16 protein-coding genes are annotated in these 17,015 nt (G+C 62.0%); all 16 read left to right on the forward strand.

Annotated features, from left to right (window positions below):
* The first annotated feature begins 38 nt into the window (after positions 1-38).
* Positions 39-1,244, forward strand: coding sequence for a Wzz/FepE/Etk N-terminal domain-containing protein (locus tag JANGC3_RS29930; protein ID WP_157406843.1), 1,206 nt, complete (start codon positions 39-41; stop codon positions 1,242-1,244).
* A 100-nt stretch (positions 1,245-1,344) separates the two neighbouring features.
* Entirely contained in the window at positions 1,345-2,502 is a 1,158-nt protein-coding gene (locus tag JANGC3_RS29935) for an MraY family glycosyltransferase (protein ID WP_017878881.1), read from the forward strand.
* 123 nt (positions 2,503-2,625) lie between these two features.
* Positions 2,626-3,621, forward strand: a complete 996-nt coding sequence (gene pseB / locus JANGC3_RS0123225; RefSeq protein ID WP_026133398.1) for a UDP-N-acetylglucosamine 4,6-dehydratase (inverting) — start codon at positions 2,626-2,628, stop codon at positions 3,619-3,621.
* 20 nt (positions 3,622-3,641) lie between these two features.
* A complete protein-coding gene (pseC, locus tag JANGC3_RS0123230; RefSeq protein WP_017878883.1) occupies positions 3,642-4,814 on the forward strand; it encodes a UDP-4-amino-4,6-dideoxy-N-acetyl-beta-L-altrosamine transaminase in 1,173 nt (390 codons plus the stop codon).
* Positions 4,811-5,350 carry a GNAT family N-acetyltransferase gene (locus JANGC3_RS0123235; RefSeq protein WP_017878884.1) on the forward strand — a complete coding sequence of 180 codons (540 nt, stop codon included), beginning with the start codon at positions 4,811-4,813 and terminating at the stop codon, positions 5,348-5,350. The genes pseC and JANGC3_RS0123235 overlap by 4 nt, the downstream gene beginning before the upstream one ends.
* Complete coding sequence (locus tag JANGC3_RS0123240) at positions 5,337-6,245, forward strand: aldo/keto reductase (protein ID WP_026133399.1); 909 nt, start codon at positions 5,337-5,339, stop codon at positions 6,243-6,245. Before JANGC3_RS0123235 ends, JANGC3_RS0123240 begins: the two co-directional genes overlap by 14 nt.
* 5 nt (positions 6,246-6,250) lie before the next feature.
* Positions 6,251-6,997, forward strand: coding sequence for a cytidylyltransferase domain-containing protein (locus JANGC3_RS0123245; protein WP_026133400.1), 747 nt, complete (start codon positions 6,251-6,253; stop codon positions 6,995-6,997).
* 55 nt (positions 6,998-7,052) lie between these two features.
* Positions 7,053-8,342 (forward strand): aminotransferase class III-fold pyridoxal phosphate-dependent enzyme, encoded by a 1,290-nt coding sequence (locus JANGC3_RS0123250; RefSeq protein WP_017878887.1) that lies wholly within the window; start codon positions 7,053-7,055, stop codon positions 8,340-8,342.
* Positions 8,343-8,352: 10 nt separating this feature from the next.
* On the forward strand, positions 8,353-9,888 hold the full coding sequence (pseG, locus tag JANGC3_RS0123255; protein ID WP_017878888.1) for a UDP-2,4-diacetamido-2,4,6-trideoxy-beta-L-altropyranose hydrolase: 1,536 nt from the start codon (positions 8,353-8,355) through the stop codon (positions 9,886-9,888).
* 8 nt (positions 9,889-9,896) lie between these two features.
* Positions 9,897-10,955 (forward strand): pseudaminic acid synthase, encoded by a 1,059-nt coding sequence (gene pseI, locus JANGC3_RS0123260; RefSeq protein WP_026133402.1) that lies wholly within the window; start codon positions 9,897-9,899, stop codon positions 10,953-10,955.
* The gene (locus tag JANGC3_RS0123265) at positions 10,955-12,052 is read left to right on the forward strand and encodes a FemAB family protein (protein WP_081611959.1); all 1,098 of its coding nucleotides are present in this window, start codon (positions 10,955-10,957) and stop codon (positions 12,050-12,052) included. Before pseI ends, JANGC3_RS0123265 begins: the two co-directional genes overlap by 1 nt.
* Before the next feature lie 90 nt (positions 12,053-12,142).
* The gene (locus JANGC3_RS0123270) at positions 12,143-13,465 is read left to right on the forward strand and encodes a hypothetical protein (RefSeq protein ID WP_157406845.1); all 1,323 of its coding nucleotides are present in this window, start codon (positions 12,143-12,145) and stop codon (positions 13,463-13,465) included.
* A 62-nt stretch (positions 13,466-13,527) separates the two neighbouring features.
* Entirely contained in the window at positions 13,528-14,796 is a 1,269-nt protein-coding gene (locus tag JANGC3_RS0123275) for a hypothetical protein (RefSeq protein ID WP_157406847.1), read from the forward strand.
* Entirely contained in the window at positions 14,793-15,344 is a 552-nt protein-coding gene (locus JANGC3_RS0123280; RefSeq protein ID WP_017878893.1) for an acyltransferase, read from the forward strand. Before JANGC3_RS0123275 ends, JANGC3_RS0123280 begins: the two co-directional genes overlap by 4 nt.
* A 74-nt stretch (positions 15,345-15,418) precedes the next feature.
* A complete protein-coding gene (locus JANGC3_RS0123285) occupies positions 15,419-16,264 on the forward strand; it encodes a hypothetical protein (protein ID WP_017878894.1) in 846 nt (281 codons plus the stop codon).
* Positions 16,257-17,012 (forward strand): acyltransferase, encoded by a 756-nt coding sequence (locus JANGC3_RS0123290; protein ID WP_017878895.1) that lies wholly within the window; start codon positions 16,257-16,259, stop codon positions 17,010-17,012. Before JANGC3_RS0123285 ends, JANGC3_RS0123290 begins: the two co-directional genes overlap by 8 nt.
* The last annotated feature ends 3 nt before the right edge of the window (positions 17,013-17,015 follow it).

Here is a 17,015-nt window from a genome sequence, read left to right on the forward strand (position 1 = left end):
CACCATAATCGCATAACAACCTTGAGCGGCTTCCTAGCATGAATGAAATGCAGACCATCGCGGCAACAGCGGACGAATCCGTCGTTGAGAGTGAACTTGACCTGATCGATCTTTTGATCGTCCTTGCGAAGCATAAGAAAATGATCATTTTCCTGCCTTTGGCGGTGGCGATCCTCGCATTGGCTGTCAGTTTTCTTTTGCCGAACATCTATAAAGCGAACACCAAGATTTTGCCGCCGCAGCAAGGCCAGTCCGGCGCGGCGGCGTTGCTGTCGCAACTAGGCGGCGTTGCCGGCGCCGCCGCCGGCGCCGCCGGGATGAAAAATCCGAACGATTTGTATGTCGGCATGCTGACCAGCCGGACCATCGCCGATAGGCTGATCGCACGCTATGATTTGAAGAAGGCCTACGCTACCGATTCGCAGGAAAAGGCGAGGAAAATACTCGAAGACAACACCAGTGTTGTCGCGGGGAAAGACGGCTTGATCAGTGTCGAAGTGGAGGGCAAGGATAAGTTGCTGGTGTCGAAACTGGCCAACTCGTACGCGGAAGAATTGTTAAAGCTGACCAAGGTGCTGGCGGTAACCGAGGCGGCCCAGCGCCGCCTTTTCTTCGAGCGCCAGCTTGAACTCTCCAAGGACAATCTGTCCAAGGCCGAGATGACCCTCAAAAGCGCGCTCGATACGCACGGCGTGATCAGTGTGGACAGCGACAGTCGCGCCATCGTCGAGACCGTCGGCCGTTTGCGGGCGCAGATTGCCGCGAAGGAAATCCAGCTGAATTCGATGCAAGCCTTCGTGACCCCGAACAACCACGAATACAAGCGGGTTCAGGAAGATTTGAGCAGTTTGCGTTCCGAGTTTTCCAAACTTCAAAACGGTCGTCCGGCGCTGGCCGGCGACGAGATGCCCGCCGGAGACAAGCAGGCTGGACTGGAGAACATCAAGATCTTGCGCGAAGTGAAGTATCACCAAATGCTGTATGAGTTGTTGTCGAAGCAATATGAGGTGGCTCGTCTCGACGAGTCGAAAGATTCGTCGATCATACAAGTGCTCGACATGGCGATGGAGCCGGAACGCAAATTCAAGCCGAAACGTTTAAGCATTGTGCTGGTCTCCACCATGCTGGCATTTTTCGCGGCGATCGCCCTGGCGTTCATTCGCGAAGCCAAACGGGAAGCGCTGGAGAATCCGGAGCGCGCCGAGCAGTGGGACGAACTGAAGTCGCATATCCGGTTCAAGTGAAATTCGACTTGGCGCCCGAGGCTGGGTTGAGCGGTACGACTCCGCGTCTGCGCCCGGTCAGGATTTGCTGACAGGGAAATGGTTTTGTGTTGGGGGCGGAATGATGAACGAATTTTACATGCTTGGTATTGCTGCGGTGGCCGGGGCGGGCAGTTGCGCCATGTGTCTTCTGATCATTTGTTCACAGCGCTGGCACGGCAAGCACTCGCTTGACCACGACCTCGCCGGCGCGCAGAAATTTCACGTGACGGCGGTGCCCCGCATCGGCGGCATCGCCGTGTTCGCGGGTGTGGCGCTGGCGGTCGTTACCTGTATGGCGCTGCTGCCGGCTGTATTTCCTACTCAATACGTCAACCAGGCGATGAAGCTGTTGCTGGCCAGTCTGCCGGCATTTTGCGCCGGCATCGTCGAGGATTTGACCAAGCATGTATCGGTGAAGGTCCGCCTGACGGCCACCGTCGTCAGCGCCTTGATGGGAGCTTGGCTGCTGGGGGCGGTGATTACTTCGCTGGATCTGTGGGGCGTCGACAATCTGCTGCTGTTTGTCCCGGCGGCGTTGTTGTTGACGGCGCTGGCGGTTGCCGGTGGCGCCAACGCGATCAACATTATCGACGGTTTCAACGGCCTGGCCGGCAGCGTCGTCGTGATTATGATGGTGGCGCTTGGCTTCCTGGCTTGGCGCGTCGGTGACGGCCTGGTGCTGACGCTGGCTTTGCTTGGCGGCGGCGCGGCGTGTGGTTTTCTGGTGTTGAATTTTCCGACCGGTCGCCTGTTCCTTGGCGACGGCGGCGCTTATTTTTTGGGGTTTTGGACGGCCGAACTCGCTGTGCTGTTGCTGGTTCGGAATCCCTCGGTGAACGCATGGCAGGTGTCGTCGTTGTGCGCCTATCCGGTGATCGAAGTCCTGTTCAGCATGTATCGCCGAAAAATCATCCGGAAATCCAGTCCTGGCGCGCCGGACGGCTTGCATTTGCACACGCTGCTGTATCGCCGGGTCGCGCCGCGTCTGGTGCGTCGACATGGCAAGGCCGGTTGGGTGCGCAACGCCGCCGTGACCTGCCTGGTCGCGCCCGCGATCGCGGCGCTGGCAGGGCTCACTTTGCTTGTCGGGAATAGCTTCGCCGGCGCGGGGGCCATGGTCTGCCTGCAGGTCGCCCTCTATCTTATCGTCTACAAGCGGCTGGTGCGCGGACGCTGGTGGCAGGCCCCGGCCAGCTATCGCGCGGTGGCCGGCGAAACCAAGGTCAAGTTGTCATAAGCGGCCGCGGGCGCGCCGCCGCGCGCCCGCACGCGGCGTAAATATACAAGCGGGAATCGTCCCCGATGTGATGGCTACGGGTGTCACCTGAAGCGTTTAACCATTTTTTACGAGAAATTTGTCATGCTCAAGAATAAGTCAATTTTAATCACCGGCGGAACGGGTTCTTTTGGTAAAGCTTTTGTGAGAACAATTTTGGAGCGTTTTCCAAGTATCGAGCGCCTCGTGGTGTTCTCGCGCGACGAGTTGAAGCAGTTTGAAATGGCGCAGGAGTTTTCCGAGGAAAAGTACCAGGGCCTGCGCTACTTTATCGGCGACATCCGCGACGAGGCGCGTCTGCGCCGCGCGCTCGAAGGTATTGACGTGGTGATCCACGCCGCCGCGCTCAAGCAAGTGCCGGCCGCCGAATATAATCCTTTCGAATGTATCAAGACCAATGTGCTCGGCGCGCAAAATTTGATCGAGGCCTGTCTCGACAGCAAGGTGCAAAAAGTGGTCGCCCTGTCCACCGACAAGGCCGCCGCGCCGATCAATCTGTACGGCGCCACCAAGCTGTGCTCGGATAAATTGTTTATCGCCGCCAACAACATCCGCGGCCGCCGCGACATCTCGTTTAGCGTGGTGCGTTACGGCAACGTTATGGGTAGCCGCGGCTCGGTGGTACCGTTTTTTCTGAGCAAGCGCGCCAGCGGCGTGTTGCCGATCACCGATGCCGAAATGACCCGTTTCAATATTTCCTTGCAAGAGGGCGTTGACATGGTGTTGTGGGCGCTGGAAAACGCGATGGGCGGCGAAATCCTGGTGCCGAAGATTCCGTCGTACCGCATCCTCGACGTCGCCAAGGCGATCGGGCCGGAGTGCGAGCATCCGATCGTCGGTATCCGCCCGGGCGAAAAAATCCATGAGGAAATGATCACCGCCAGCGACAGTTTGAACACGGTCGACCTCGGTCCGTATTACGCGATTCTTCCGGCCAATGGCAATCTGACCATTCAAAAGTATTGCGATACAATGAAGGCGACGCCGGTGGCGCCCGGATTCAGCTATAACAGTGGATCAAACAGCGATTTTCTGAGCGTCGACGAGTTGAAAAAACTGATCGCCGCCCAAGTCGGCTGACACTTCAACGGGAGCATTGATTGAGTTACATTCCCTACGGACGGCAAGACCTCGACGCCGACGACATCCAAGCCGTGGTCGAGGTGCTGCAATCGGATTTCCTCACGCAGGGGCCGAAGACCCCGCAATTCGAGGCCGCCCTGGCCGCCTACTGTGGCGCTGCCCACGCGTGCGCCGTCAACAGCGCCACGTCGGCGCTGCATATCGCCTGCCTGGCCTTGGGGGTGGGACCCGGCGATCTGGTGTGGACTTCGCCGGTGACCTTCATCGCCAGTGCCAATTGCGCGCGCTATTGCGGCGCCGATGTCGACTTCGTTGACATCGACGCGCGCACCTACAATATGAGCGTGGCCGCGCTGGCGGTCAAGTTGGCCAAGGCGCGGCTGGCCGGGCGCTTGCCCAAGGTGGTGATTCCAGTCCATCTGTGTGGCCAGCCGTGCGAAATGGAGGCGATCCGCGCCCTGTCCAGGCAGTATGGTTTCAGCGTGATCGAGGACGCCTCGCACGCCATCGGCGGTCGCTACCAGGATGCGCCGATCGGCGCATGTCGCTTTAGCGACATCTGCGTCTTCAGCTTCCATCCGGTGAAGATTATCACTACCGCGGAAGGCGGCGCGGCCTTGACCAACAACGCCGGGCTGGCGGCGCGCATGAATTCGCTGCGCAGCCATGGCATGACGCGCGACGCCGGGGCCATGACACAGGCGCCGGACGGTCCCTGGTATTATGAACAGATCGAGCTCGGTTACAATTACCGCATGACGGAGCTGCAATCGGCGCTGGGCCTGAGCCAGATGCGCCGGCTTGACGCCTTCGTCGCGCAGCGCCACCAGATCGCGCGGCGTTACGACGCATTGCTCGCGAAGCTGCCGGTGCTGTTGCCCTGGCAACATGCGGACGGGTATTCAGGCTTACACTTGTATGTCGTCAGACTGCAACTCGAGAAATTGGCGCTCAGCCATCTGCAGGTGTTTGAACGCCTGCGCGCGGCGGCTATCGGCGTCAATGTGCATTACATTCCGGTGTACCGCCAGCCGTATTACCGCGGGCTGGGCTTCGAGCCCGGCTATTGCGCCGAGGCCGAGTCCTACTATGCCAGCGCCATCAGTCTGCCGATGTATTCCGCGTTGAGTCTCGAACAGCAAGATTATGTGGTCGAGACCCTCAAAAACATTCTTCAAGAGCCATCATGAGCGGCGTGCTGCTCTCCAGTTCCCGCATCGCATTCCGTCCGCTGACGCTGGCCGACGTCGGCCAGGAGTACGTCGACTGGCTGTGCGACCCCGAGGTGTCGCGTTTTCTGGAGGCGCGGCACGTGCGCAGCACGCTGGCCGGGTGCCGGGAATACGTGGCCGCGGCCAACGCCAACGACAAACAGTTTTTGATGGGAATGTTCGACCTGGCCACCTCCAAGCATATTGGTAACATTAAGATCGGCCTGATCGACTACCAGTATATGTCGGGTGACCTCAGCCTATTCATCGGCGATAAAACATTCTGGCGCCGCGGCTACGCCGGCGAGGCGATTCAGCGGATCACGGGCTGGGGCTTCGAACAGTTGAAGCTGGAAAAAATCGGCGCCGGCTGCTACGAGAATAATACCGCCTCGCTGCGCGCCTTTCTGAAGTCCGGCTATGCGATCGAGGGATTCTTCCGCAAGCAGGTGCGATACGAGGGCAGGCGTATCGGCGTCATACGGGTAGGGATCACCGCACATGACGTCGAATAAGCCACCACAGCGGCTAGGTTTGGGGACGGTACAGTTCGGCCTTGACTACGGTATCGCCAACCAGTCCGGCCGGGTCGCGTTGGCCGACGCCGTCGCCATCGTCGCCCTGGCGGGCGGCAACGGCCTGGAGGTGCTCGACACCGCTTCCGCCTACGGCGACAGCGAGTCGACGGTTGGCCTATGCCTGCTTGCCAACGCCGCCTGCGCGTTCCGGGTGGTGACCAAAACCGCGCCGCTCGGAACGGCGGCGCTGGGTGCGGCGGAATTGCAAATGGTCGAACGGGCGTTCATGGCGTCGCTGGAAAGACTAGGCCGGCGCCGCGTCGATTGCCTGATGGTGCACCACGCCGACGACTTGCTGGTACCCGGCGGCGAGCGCCTGTTCGCGCGCCTGCTGGCATGGCGCGAACAGGGCTTGGTCGACAAAATTGGCGTCTCGGTCTACGACAAGGAACAAATTGAGCGCCTGTTCGCACGCTATAGCTTCGACTTGGTCCAGTTGCCGCTGAACGTCTTTGACCAGCGCCTGCTGCACAACGGCGGCCTGGCCATGCTGGCCGAGCGGGGTGTCGAAGTACATGCCCGTTCGCTGTTGTTGCAGGGCGTGCTATTGATGTCGCCCGCAAGCCTGCCGGCCCATTTGGCCGCGCTGAGGGCGCCGCTGGCGGCGCTGCACGCGCTGGCGCGTACCAGGGGCCTGACGCCGCTTGCTGCGGCGTTCGGTTTTGTCAAACAAATCAAGGAGGTGGCGGTGGCGCTGGTGGGCGTGTTGTCGGTCGCGCACCTGGGCGAATGCCTGGACGCCTATCGCGGCGCGCCGGCGGGCGATTATGCCCGCTTCGCCCAGGACGATGACAGCTTGATTGATCCGCGCCGCTGGCCCGCGTCGAGGTAAGACAGATGATATTAGTGATATTGCAGGCCCGTTGTTCGTCCACGCGTTTGCCGCAAAAAGTGTTGAAACCTATCCTCGGCGTGCCGATGCTGGCCCATCAAATCGCCCGCGTCCAGCGGGCCACGCTGATCGATCGCCTGATCGTTGCCACCAGCTCCGATAGCAGCGACGAGCCGCTGCAGCGCTTGTGCGGGCAGTTGCGGGTCGAGTGTTTCCGGGGCAGTTTGAACGACGTCCTCGACCGCTACTACCAGGCGGCGTTGCCGTTGCGGCCGGAACATGTGGTGCGGCTGACCGGTGACTGCCCGTTAAGCGACCCGGAGGTGATTGACAAGGTGATCCGGGCCCACCTCGACAGCGGCGCTGACTATACGAGCAATGCCGTGTTGCCGAGCTATCCCGATGGCCTGGATGTGGAGGTGTTCAAGTACGCGCTGCTGCGCCAGGCCTGGCGCGAGGCGAGCCTGCCGTCCCAGCGCGAGCACGTTACCTTGTTTATGCACGGCCAGCCCGAACGCTTCCACGTCGAGCACGTGCGCGGCGAGGCGGATCTATCCCATTTGCGCTGGACCGTCGACAACCCCGAGGATTTCGAACTGGTGCAGCAGATTTACGCGGCCTTATATCCGGCCAAGCCGCGGTTCGACAGCGCCGACGTCCTGGCCCTGCTGGCGCGACGCCCCGGCCTGGTGGACCTTAACCGGCATATCGATCGCAACGAAGGTTTGAAGAAATCGCTGGGCGCCGACTAGCGCCAAGGGCTTTCCCCATTTTAGACACGTCTACTCTAGTAAGGGATATACAAGAATGAGCACCCGTTATCAGAAATCCGAGCAACTGCTTGAGCGCGCGGAAAAAGTTATCCCGCTGGGGAGTCAGACTTTCAGCAAGAGCAAGACGCAATTTCCATTTGGCGTGTCGCCCTATTTCATCAGCCGCGGCAAAGGCAGCCGCGTATGGGACGAGGACGGCAACGAGTACGTGGACTATATCAACAGCCTGGCCGCCATCACCCTGGGCTATAACGACCCGGACGTGACGGACGCGGTGCGAGCGCAATTGGAAGACGGCGTCATTTTTTCGCTGCCGCACCGGCTGGAAATGGAAGTGGCCGAGTTGCTAGTGGAGATGGTGCCGTGCGCCGAAAAGGTGCGCTTTGGCAAGAACGGCTCCGACGCCACGGCTGGCGCGATCCGCGTGTCGCGCGCGTTCACCGGGCGCGACCGGGTCGCCATCTGCGGCTATCACGGTTGGCAGGATTGGTACATCGGCACTACCGCCCGTTCCCTCGGGGTGCCGCGGGCGGTCAAGGACCTCAGCCACACCTTCCCCTACAATGATTTGCCGGCCTTGGCCGCGCTGCTGGAGCAACACCGCGGCGAATTCGCCGCGATCATCCTGGAGCCGATGAACGTGGTGTTCCCGGCGCCCGGTTACCTGGAGGGCGTGCGCGAGCTGGCCACCCGGCACGGCGCGGTGCTGGTGTTCGACGAAACCATCACCGGCTTTCGCTATGCCAACGGCGGCGCCCAGCAATTGTTCGGCGTGACGCCGGACTTGGCCACTTTCGGCAAGGGCATGGCGAATGGTTACCCGGTGTCGGCGGTCGCCGGACGCGCCGATATCATGAAGTTGATGGAAGAGATTTTCTTTTCGTTCACCTTTGGCGGTGAAACGCTGTCGCTGGCGGCCGCCGGCGCGACGATGCGCAAATTGAAGCGCGAGCCGGTGGTACAGACGATGACGGCAATCGGAACCCGCCTGCTCGGCGAGGTGACGGCCTTGATCGAGCGGCACCAGCTGGGAGAATGGCTGGGTTGCGCCGGCCATCCGACCTGGAGTTTCCTGACGCTCAAAGACGCCCCGCATTGCTCGATGTGGGATATGAAGACGCTGTTGATGCAGGAATTGTTGGCGCGCGGGGTGCTGTGGTTCGGCACCCACAACATCAGTTACGCGCACACCGAGCAGGACGTGCACACCCTGGTCCATGCCTACGATGCCATTTTCCCCATGCTGGGGCAGGCCATCAGGACGGGGCGGCCGGGCGACTTCCTGCGCTGCGAACCGCTCAAGCCGCTGTTCAAGCTGCGCTAGGGCGGGCCCGTTGGCAACTATCATCAAGGTCGCGATCCGGGCCGACGCTTCCGCGCAAATCGGCACCGGCCACGTGATGCGCTGCCTGACGCTGGCCAACGAGATTCGCAGGCTGGGCGCGCAAGTGTATTTCCTGTCCCGTGATTTGCCGGCGCACTTGGCGCAGGCGCTGCGGCAAAGCGGCCACACGTTGCTGCCGCTTGCCGCCGCCACGCCCGTCGCCAGCGACGAGCCGGCTCACGCCGCCTGGCTCGGCACGTCGTGGCAGCGCGACGCTGAAGCGTGCGCGGCTGTTTTGGCGCCGCTTGGCGACGTCGCTTGGCTGGTGCTCGACCAATACGCGCTCGACGCGCGCTGGGAGTCGGCGCTCCGGCCGGCGGTAGGGAGGATACTCGTCATCGACGACCTGGCCGACCGCGCGCACGATTGCGACATCTTGCTTGACCAAAATTTCTATGCCGACCAGGCCGCCCGTTACGAGGGTAAGACCGCGCCCGGTACGGCGCTGCTGCTCGGTTCGCACTACGCCTTGTTGCGTCCCGAGTTCGGACGCATCAGGGCCGCCGCCGACTTGGCCGGCGTGGCGCCGGGGGCGCCGCGCCGGCTGAATATCTGCTTCGGCGGCGCCGACGCCGGCGGCGAAACGCTGAAGGTCGTGCGTGCCCTCGATGGCCGCTTCGCCGCAGCGGACCTGCTGGTCGATATCGTCGTTGGGCCGAGCAATCCGCACCAGGCGGCGATCCGCGACTGGGCGCGCAGGCGCCCCTACCTCCAGGTCCATCTCGCGCCGTCGGGCCTGGCCGAACTCATGGCCGCGGCCGACATCGGTATTGGCGCGGCCGGCTCGATGAGTTGGGAGCGGGCCTGTGTGGGATTGCCGTCGATCGCCATCGCCGTCGCGGAGAACCAGTTCAGGCTGGGAGGCGACGCCGCCGCCGTCGGCATGCACGTGTTCCTTGGCCGCGCGCAAGACTTGGGCGAGGGCGAGTTGCTTGCCGCGTTCGATTTGCTCATCGCTAACGCTTACTTGCGCCAGGCATTTGTCGCCGCCGGCAAGAAGATGGTCGACGGCCAGGGCGCCGCCCGCGTCGCCCGGCGCCTGGTCGGGACGGACCTGGGTTTGCGCGCGGCGCAGCCGGAGGATTGCGCCGCGTTGTACCAGTGGCGCAACGCACCGGAGAACCGGCGCCACGCGCACCAGTCCGGCCAGATCGCCTATGCGGACCACCAGCGTTGGTTCGCCGACAGCCTGGACCGCGACGACCGTCACCTGCTCATCGGCTATGACGCGCACGGCCCGGTCGGCGTATTGCGCTACGATAAACATATCGGTAGTTGGCTGACTTCGATATACTTGGCGCCAGGTCGGCACGGAGCGGGCTTGGGGCGGAAGTTAATCGAGCAGGGTATTGAATGGATGCGCGCGCGACACGGCCCCCGCTGTCAAATTCAAGCGGAAATAAAAATGGATAACATCGCGTCGCAGCGAGTATTTATGCAAGCCGGTTATATCGCCAGTTTCACCACTTATACAATAGTCGCATAGGATTTACCATGACCAAATCGGAGTTTGCAATTGCGGGTCGTCCAATTGGAACGGGGCAGGCCCCGTTTGTGATCGCCGAAATGTCGGGCAATCACAATCAATCGCTGGCCCGCGCCCTGGAGATCGTCGAGGCGGCGGCCCGGACTGGCGCGCATGCGATTAAAATTCAGACGTATACGCCGGATACGATGACGCTCGACTTGAACGAACGTGAGTTTCGCATTTCAGATCCGAACAGTTTGTGGTTTGGCCGCTCGTTATACGAGCTGTACGGTGAAGCGTTTACCCCGTGGGAATGGCACAAGCCTATATTCGAGCGCGCGCGCGCGCTCGGCATGATTCCGTTCAGCACGCCGTTTGACGCCAGTTCGGTTGATTTTTTGGAAACACTCGATGTCGCGGTGTATAAAATCGCCTCGTTTGAAAACACCGATTTGCCCCTGATCAGGAAGGTCGCGGCGACGGGCAAGCCGATGATTATCTCAACCGGCATGGCCAGCGTGGCCGAAATCGACGACACGGTACGCGCGGCCAGAGCGGCGGGCTGCACCGATTTGGTGCTGCTCAAGTGCACCAGCACCTATCCGGCGACGCCGGAAAACACGAATATCCTGTCAATTCCGCACATGCGCCAGTTGTTCGGCTGCGAGGTCGGCCTGTCCGACCACACCATGGGCATCGGCGTGTCGGTGGCCAGCGTCGCGCTGGGTGCCAGCGTGATTGAAAAGCATTTCACCCTGAGCCGGGCCGACGGCGGCGTCGATAGCGCGTTTTCCATGGAACCGGGCGAGATGGCGCAACTGGTGCTGGAAACCGAACGGGCCTGGCGGGCGCTGGGGGCGGTCAGCTATGGCGTCACCGACGCCGAGCGCAAATCCCTGCAGTTTCGGCGCTCGCTATATATCTGCCGCGACATGAAGGCCGGCGAGGTGCTGAGCGAACACAATCTGCGCGCCATCCGGCCGGGCCAGGGTCTGCCAACGAAGTACCAGGAAGTGGTGCTGGGGAAAACCGTCAAGCAAGACGTGGCCAGGGGCACCGCGTTGACGTGGCAGTTGCTCGCGTAATGGGCAAGCTCGCGGCGCCTCAACACCTGTGCGCCAGCCTGACCGACTGTTTTCGGCAGGGTGGGTTGGCGGGGGTCTTGCGGTTCGACGATCCGCTCGCCTGGCAAGCGGTGTGGGACGCGCTGCCTTTTCAGGCCGTGAACCGCAGCACACCGATGCTCGATTACCAGCACGCCTACCTGCGCAGCGGTGGCAAGGAAGTCGCCGACATGTCGATGACCTTGCTGAACGACGGCAAGCCGTGCGCGATTTGGCCGCTGACCTTGTCGTTCGGCGAGCACGGGAAAATGTGCGTCAGCTCGTACGGCGGCCCCGTCATGCCGCCCGAGTTCGCCGCCGGCACGCCGCCGCGCACGGTGAAAAAGCTCACCGCGCTGGCGCTGTCGCTGCTGGAGGGCTTTCACGGCACGGTAACGCGGGGCGACCTGCACAGTGAAGAGTTCGTGGTTCCGGACGGTGGCGCCGTCGGCCTGTCCGACTGGCACCAGCGCTGCATGCTGGGTGGCGCCGGCGTCACTCTTAAACATGATTTGTACGTTGACTTGTCGCTGCCGCTGGACCGTATACGCGCCAGTTTCCGCAAAAGCTACCGCTCCCTGATTACGGCCGGCTTGAAAGTCTGGGCCGTGAGCGTGGTCGAGCAGGGCTACGTGCAGGCGGCGACGTGGGACGAGTTTCGCACGCTGCATCGCCTGTCGGCCGGCAGGAATACCCGCAGCGACGCGTCCTGGACCTTACAGTATCAGATGCTGCTCGACGGCGGCGCTTTCCTGGTTTGTCTGCGCGACGCCAGCCCCGAGCGCCGCTTGGTCGGCGCTGGCTTCTTTCAAACCACCCGCGACGAGGGCTTGTATGCGGTGGCGGCGTATGACCGTTCGCTATTCGAGCTGCCCCTGGGGCATGTGGTCCAGCAGCGCGCGATCGAGGAAATGAAAAAGCGCGGCTTGCGCTGGTATCGGATCGGTGAACGCTATTACCCGTCGAACCTACCGGCGCCCACCAGCAAGGAATTGGCCATTTCCCTGTTTAAACAGGGATTCGCCACGCATCTGGCGCCGCGCTACGTCTTTCATATTCCCACGCGGCGCGCTGGCTAATCAAACGGCGCCGTGGCGCGCCCGCGCGGCGCGCACATTGTTGTTTACGGATGACGCGCTTATTTCCATGCACATAGTTTGAAATATTTGATGAAAATTTTATTTGTTGAAAATAGGTATGCGACGTGGATCTTCGACGCGGTCGCGGCCCGCTTGCAAGCGGCGGGTCACGAGATCCATTGGCTGGTGCAAAATCCGGTATTTCGCCCGTCGAGCGGAACGGTACACCTGCTGCGCTTTCCCGGCCGGTCGGAAAAAACCGCGGACGCGTCGTTTGCCTGGCTGGCCGAGCTGGACCGCGGCGTGCGCTGGTTCGGCGGCGACGGCAGCCACTGGCAATGCTATAGCCGGCAAATCGACGCGGTCTTGGCGGCGCTCCAGCCGCGGGTGATCTTCGGCGAAGTGACCGAATTCCACGAGCTGCTAACGGTGGAACTGGCGAAGCGGCGGCGCATGCCGTTTTATCAGCCGACCTCCACCAGATACCCGGTTGGGCGGCTGCAGTTCCTCAGCTACGACACGATGGACCCGGTGTTTGGCGAAGACCTCGACCTGGCGCCGGCCCGGCTGGACGCCATGCTCGACGATATCGTCGAACGCAAGGTCAAACCAAGCTATATGGAGTCGAGCCAGCGCTCCTGGTGGGACGGCAAGCGCCTGGCGTGGTCGGACCGGGCGCGCATTCTGGGCGGCTGGATCCGCGGTGAGCGTTATGTGACGCCGTCACCGTTGCTGAAAATGCGGCTGCAGCGCCGCCATGCGGTGCAGTACCGGCGCTGGGAAAACCTGGCGCATCGGAGCTTGCCGGCCAGCTTGGCCGGCAAGCCATGGGTGTTACTGCCGTTGCAGATGCAGCCGGAGTCGAATATCGAGCTGTGGGGGCACCCGTGGAGCGACCAAGTGGCGTTGGTGCGCCGCGCAGCGCAGGCCTTGCACGGCATGGGCGCGGTCTTGGTGGTGAAGCCGAACCCGAAATCGAAGTACGAGTTGAGCGAAGCGTTGTGCGAGGTGGTAGAGAGCTGCGCCAATATCGTGGCGATCTCCCACACCACGCCGATGAAGGCGGTATTCGCGTCGGCGCCGCTGGTGATGACGGTGACCGGAACGGTGCTACTGGAGTGCGTTTTGGCCGGCAAGCCGGTGGCCAGCCTGGGCAGCCACGCGATGAGCCGGTACGCCGGGGTGAGCGCGCTGGCCGCGCCGGAATCGATTGCGGCGGTGCTGAGGGGCGTGCTCGACAATGTTGTCATGGGCGCCAGCGCGGTCGACGCCAAACAGTTGTTAAACTATTTACATAAGACGAGTTATCCGGCTGCCATGTGGGACCCGGTATCGCGTCCGGAAATGATGACCCGGGAAAATGTCGCTGGTCTTGTATCGGCGTTTGACGACGTGCTGCGCAAGATGCAATGAAAAGCCCGGCGCCGGGCGCTATCCGACTCTCCATGCCGCGTCTTATTAAGTGATGAAATAATATGAAGTTTATTAATAGGTTGCTCATCTCGGAAATTCCGAAGGATCTGGTTGGGCGCCCCGCCAAGCTGGTGGCGCTGTGCATCTATATGTCCGTGTATCTAAAGGACTTTGCCTCCGGTTTTCTGCCGCCTATCGTTTCCCTGGTTTTTCTGGCGCTGGGGGGCGGCGTCGGGACCGTGCTGGTCCTGGCTAAAATCCGCCGCAAGGCGCCGGTAAACCAAGCCTCGCTGAACGTGGCGGTCTGTTGCGTCGCCGCCTGGTGTGTATCGATGGCGGTGACGCGCACCTGGAACGCCAGCAATTATTATATCGCCATCGTCGCCGCCTTTGTCGTGGTGAATACCGCGCCGCGCTTTTTCCTGAAATTGTTGGTATTTCACTTTGTCGCTTCGGTCGCCATCCAGGGAATGGAATTTATCACCGGCGATTATTTTTTCGTCTATAAGGCGGCCGACGGCGACCTGTTGAATGAAGAATTGTTCGGCGGTGGCATGGCGATTCTCCGCACCAAAGGCATGTTCCAGGGACCGTTGAGCGCGGTCGCGTTTGGCCTGTGGATGGCTTTTATTTTCAGGGGCAGCGCGCTGTTCGCCTTTGGACTCTTGCTTTCCGCGTATTTCGCCACCGGCCGCCTGGGTATGTCGGCCGGCGCCGTACTGTTGCTCTACCGCTTCTTCGTGAAACGCAACGACACCGGGAAGATCAAGATCCTGCTTTCCCTGCTGGGGGTCGCGGCGATTGCCTATGCCTTGTTCAAGGTGATCGACGCCGACCGGCTCGACTTCATTTCTGCCGCCTTCAACCTGGGCAACGACCAGAATGTGTCGCGCGTGTATTTTTGGCAAAAGTCCCTGATATATTATTTGAATTACTCTTCGCTTGAAATGATTTTCGGTAATTTCGGCTTTATCGGCGTACGCGAGGGCGGCACCGAGAACGATTTCCTGCGCATCGCCCTCGACAACGGCGCGGTCTGTCTGGTGATCTATCTGAGCGCCATCCTGTTGCTATTGTTTTCGAGGCCGCGCCGCGATGGCGCCAGCGCCGAAATCAAATTCATGATGTTGATGATCATTGCGCTGATGAATATCTTCCCGTATATCCAGTCGCTGTCGTCGACGCTGCTATTTTGGATTTTCATGTTTATCTATCTGAAGGTTGGTTCCGCCGCCGCCGCGCTGGCGCCGGCGCCGACGCCGACGCGGAAAAAGGTCAAGAAATTCAGAAAAACCGCTGCACCATCGACGCTCCAGGCGGTGTCGCCATGAAGCGGCGCATGTTGCGCCTGGAGCGCGCCCTGCTGGGCTTGGCGGTGTTCGCCTGGCCGCTCTCGGCGCTCGAGCACGCCGTCCGCCGCCTGCTGTGGTTATGGGGGCGCCTGCGTTTTGGCGCGGCGGTGCGGCACCGCGGCCTCGGCTGCGTGTGCCACTGGGCGGTCGACTTGAAGTATCCGGAAAACATCTTCCTGGGCGAGCGCGTCATCATCGGGGTGAACGCCTCGCTGGGCGCGCACAGCCCGATCCGGCTGGGTGACGACGTCCACCTGTCGCGCGACGTGCACCTGGAAACCGCCGGTCTGGACTTCGACGGCAAGTCGCCGCCGTTCCAACACCTGTCGAAGCCGATCAACATCGCCCGCGGCGTGTGGATCGGCAGCCGCGCCACGATATTGGGCGGGGTCAGCATTGGCGAGTACGCGGTGATCGCCGCCGGGGCCGTGGTCAGCAAGGATGTGCCGGCCTTCACCGTGGTGGCCGGGGTGCCGGCCAGGATCATCAAAGTAATCAATCAGGATAGTGGAGGAACATCGTGCTAGCAAGAAAACTGCGACGCTTGCGTATCGTGCTAGGGGATTCCCGCTGGTGGCCTTTCTATGTGCAACGGCGCTTCATGCATCCGGCCCTGCGCGCCAGGCTGGGCGGCATGCTGGTAAAGGCCAGGCCGCAGCGGCGCGAGACGACGACGCCGCCGGCTCTGCTGGCCAGGCACGTCGACGCCTTGAACACGGCCGGAATTTCCCATCTTGGGGCCTTGCTCAGCGCGGCGCAGGCGGCTGAATTGCGCGACTATTTTTCCAAGTTGCCGGTGTTCGACGACTACCGCCCGCAGACCCCGCCGTTCCTGCCGCACGGCGCCGGTCGCCACCCGGACAGCCATGTCGCCCACCATACCGCGCGCGACATCGCGATGGCGCCGTATCTATGGCAACTGGCGAACGATCCGCTGTTGCTCGACGTTGCCAGCCGCTTCCTGGGCTGCCAGGCCAGCATCGGCTACCTTGCCGCGTGGTGGAGCTACCACACCGCCGCCGGCGCCCAGCAGGCCGAACATTTCCACCGCGACGTCGACGACTGGCGTTTTCTGAAGCTGTTTGTCTACCTGACCGACGTCGGAGACGACAACGGCCCGCACATCTATGTCGCGCATTCGTCGACCAGCCCGAAGTTGGCGGAAATTCGCCGCTTCGACGACGCCGAGGTACTGGCGCAGTTCGGTGGCGCCAACGTGTTGCGCCTGACCGGCGTGGCCGGTGGCGCGTTTTTCGAGAACACCTTCGGCATTCACAAGGGCCAGCCGGTGCAACAGGGCATGCGCCTGATCTTCCAGGTGGTATATAGCGTATTTCCGCTGCCTTATGGTCCGAAGGCGCCGGTGCTCAAGCGCAGCGAATTGCCGGCCGCCGCGCGCGGCGCCGACGCCTGGGTCAACCGCCTGTACGTGGCGCAGGATGAATAGGAAAATTCGCCTGCTGCTGGGCGCGCTGTGTATCTTGCTGCTGCCGTCGCCGCTGGCGGCAAGGCTGTTGAACCTGCTGGGCCACCGCGTCTGCGCCACTTGCCGGTTCGGCTTCTCGGTGGTGCTCGTCGAACACCTGGCTATGCAAAGCGGCGCCAGAATCGGCCACTTGAACGCGCTGAAGATCCGCCGCCTGCTGATGCGCCAAGACGCTTATATCGGCAGGGCGAACTTCCTGCACGGGCCAATCGACGTCGTCCTCGCGCGCGACGCCGCGATCGGCAACACCAACAAGGTGGTGCGCGGTCCGGCCGGCGTGGTGGCGGTCGGGCGCGCCGAGTTGCGCCTCGGGCAGTTGGCGAAAATTACCGCCAACCATCGCGTGGATTGCACCAGGAGTGTGCGGATCGGCGCGTTTTCGACGCTGGCGGGCGTCGGCATCCAAGTCTGGACCCACGGTTACGTCCATGAGATGGAGGGGGCCGGGCGCTACCGGATTGACGGCGCCGTATTGATCGAAAATAATGTCTACATCGGTGCCGCGTGTGTCATCAGCATGGGCGTACGCATCGCCGCCGGTGTGATCGTCGGCGCCGGTACGACGGTGGCGCGCGACCTCGACGAGCCCGGCCTGTACGTGTCCTCGGCCATCCGCCAGTTGCCGCGCCCGGCCGCGCCCGGCGGCCGCGGCGATTTGCTGGCGGCGACCGACGCGCGCCTGTGCGAGCGCGTCTACATGAAGGTGTAGCCC

Source organism: Janthinobacterium sp. CG3 (assembly GCF_000344615.1).
Lineage (GTDB): Bacteria > Pseudomonadota > Gammaproteobacteria > Burkholderiales > Burkholderiaceae_D > Janthinobacterium.

Excerpts from the sequence above, each read along its gene's own strand:
- JANGC3_RS0123290 (WP_017878895.1), top strand. The coding sequence starts at position 16,257 with ATGAATAGGAAAATTCGCCTGCTGCTGGGCGCGCTGTGTATCTTGCTG.
- pseB (WP_026133398.1), top strand. The coding sequence starts at position 2,626 with ATGCTCAAGAATAAGTCAATTTTAATCACCGGCGGAACGGGTTCTTTT.
- JANGC3_RS0123245 (WP_026133400.1), top strand. The coding sequence starts at position 6,251 with ATGATATTAGTGATATTGCAGGCCCGTTGTTCGTCCACGCGTTTGCCG.
- JANGC3_RS29935 (WP_017878881.1), top strand. The coding sequence starts at position 1,345 with ATGATGAACGAATTTTACATGCTTGGTATTGCTGCGGTGGCCGGGGCG.
- JANGC3_RS0123265 (WP_081611959.1), top strand. The coding sequence starts at position 10,955 with ATGGGCAAGCTCGCGGCGCCTCAACACCTGTGCGCCAGCCTGACCGAC.
- JANGC3_RS0123280 (WP_017878893.1), top strand. The coding sequence starts at position 14,793 with ATGAAGCGGCGCATGTTGCGCCTGGAGCGCGCCCTGCTGGGCTTGGCG.
- pseI (WP_026133402.1), top strand. The coding sequence starts at position 9,897 with ATGACCAAATCGGAGTTTGCAATTGCGGGTCGTCCAATTGGAACGGGG.
- JANGC3_RS0123285 (WP_017878894.1), top strand. The coding sequence starts at position 15,419 with ATGCATCCGGCCCTGCGCGCCAGGCTGGGCGGCATGCTGGTAAAGGCC.
- JANGC3_RS29930 (WP_157406843.1), top strand. The coding sequence starts at position 39 with ATGAATGAAATGCAGACCATCGCGGCAACAGCGGACGAATCCGTCGTT.
- JANGC3_RS0123240 (WP_026133399.1), top strand. The coding sequence starts at position 5,337 with ATGACGTCGAATAAGCCACCACAGCGGCTAGGTTTGGGGACGGTACAG.
- JANGC3_RS0123250 (WP_017878887.1), top strand. The coding sequence starts at position 7,053 with ATGAGCACCCGTTATCAGAAATCCGAGCAACTGCTTGAGCGCGCGGAA.
- JANGC3_RS0123270 (WP_157406845.1), top strand. The coding sequence starts at position 12,143 with ATGAAAATTTTATTTGTTGAAAATAGGTATGCGACGTGGATCTTCGAC.
- JANGC3_RS0123275 (WP_157406847.1), top strand. The coding sequence starts at position 13,528 with ATGAAGTTTATTAATAGGTTGCTCATCTCGGAAATTCCGAAGGATCTG.
- JANGC3_RS0123235 (WP_017878884.1), top strand. The coding sequence starts at position 4,811 with ATGAGCGGCGTGCTGCTCTCCAGTTCCCGCATCGCATTCCGTCCGCTG.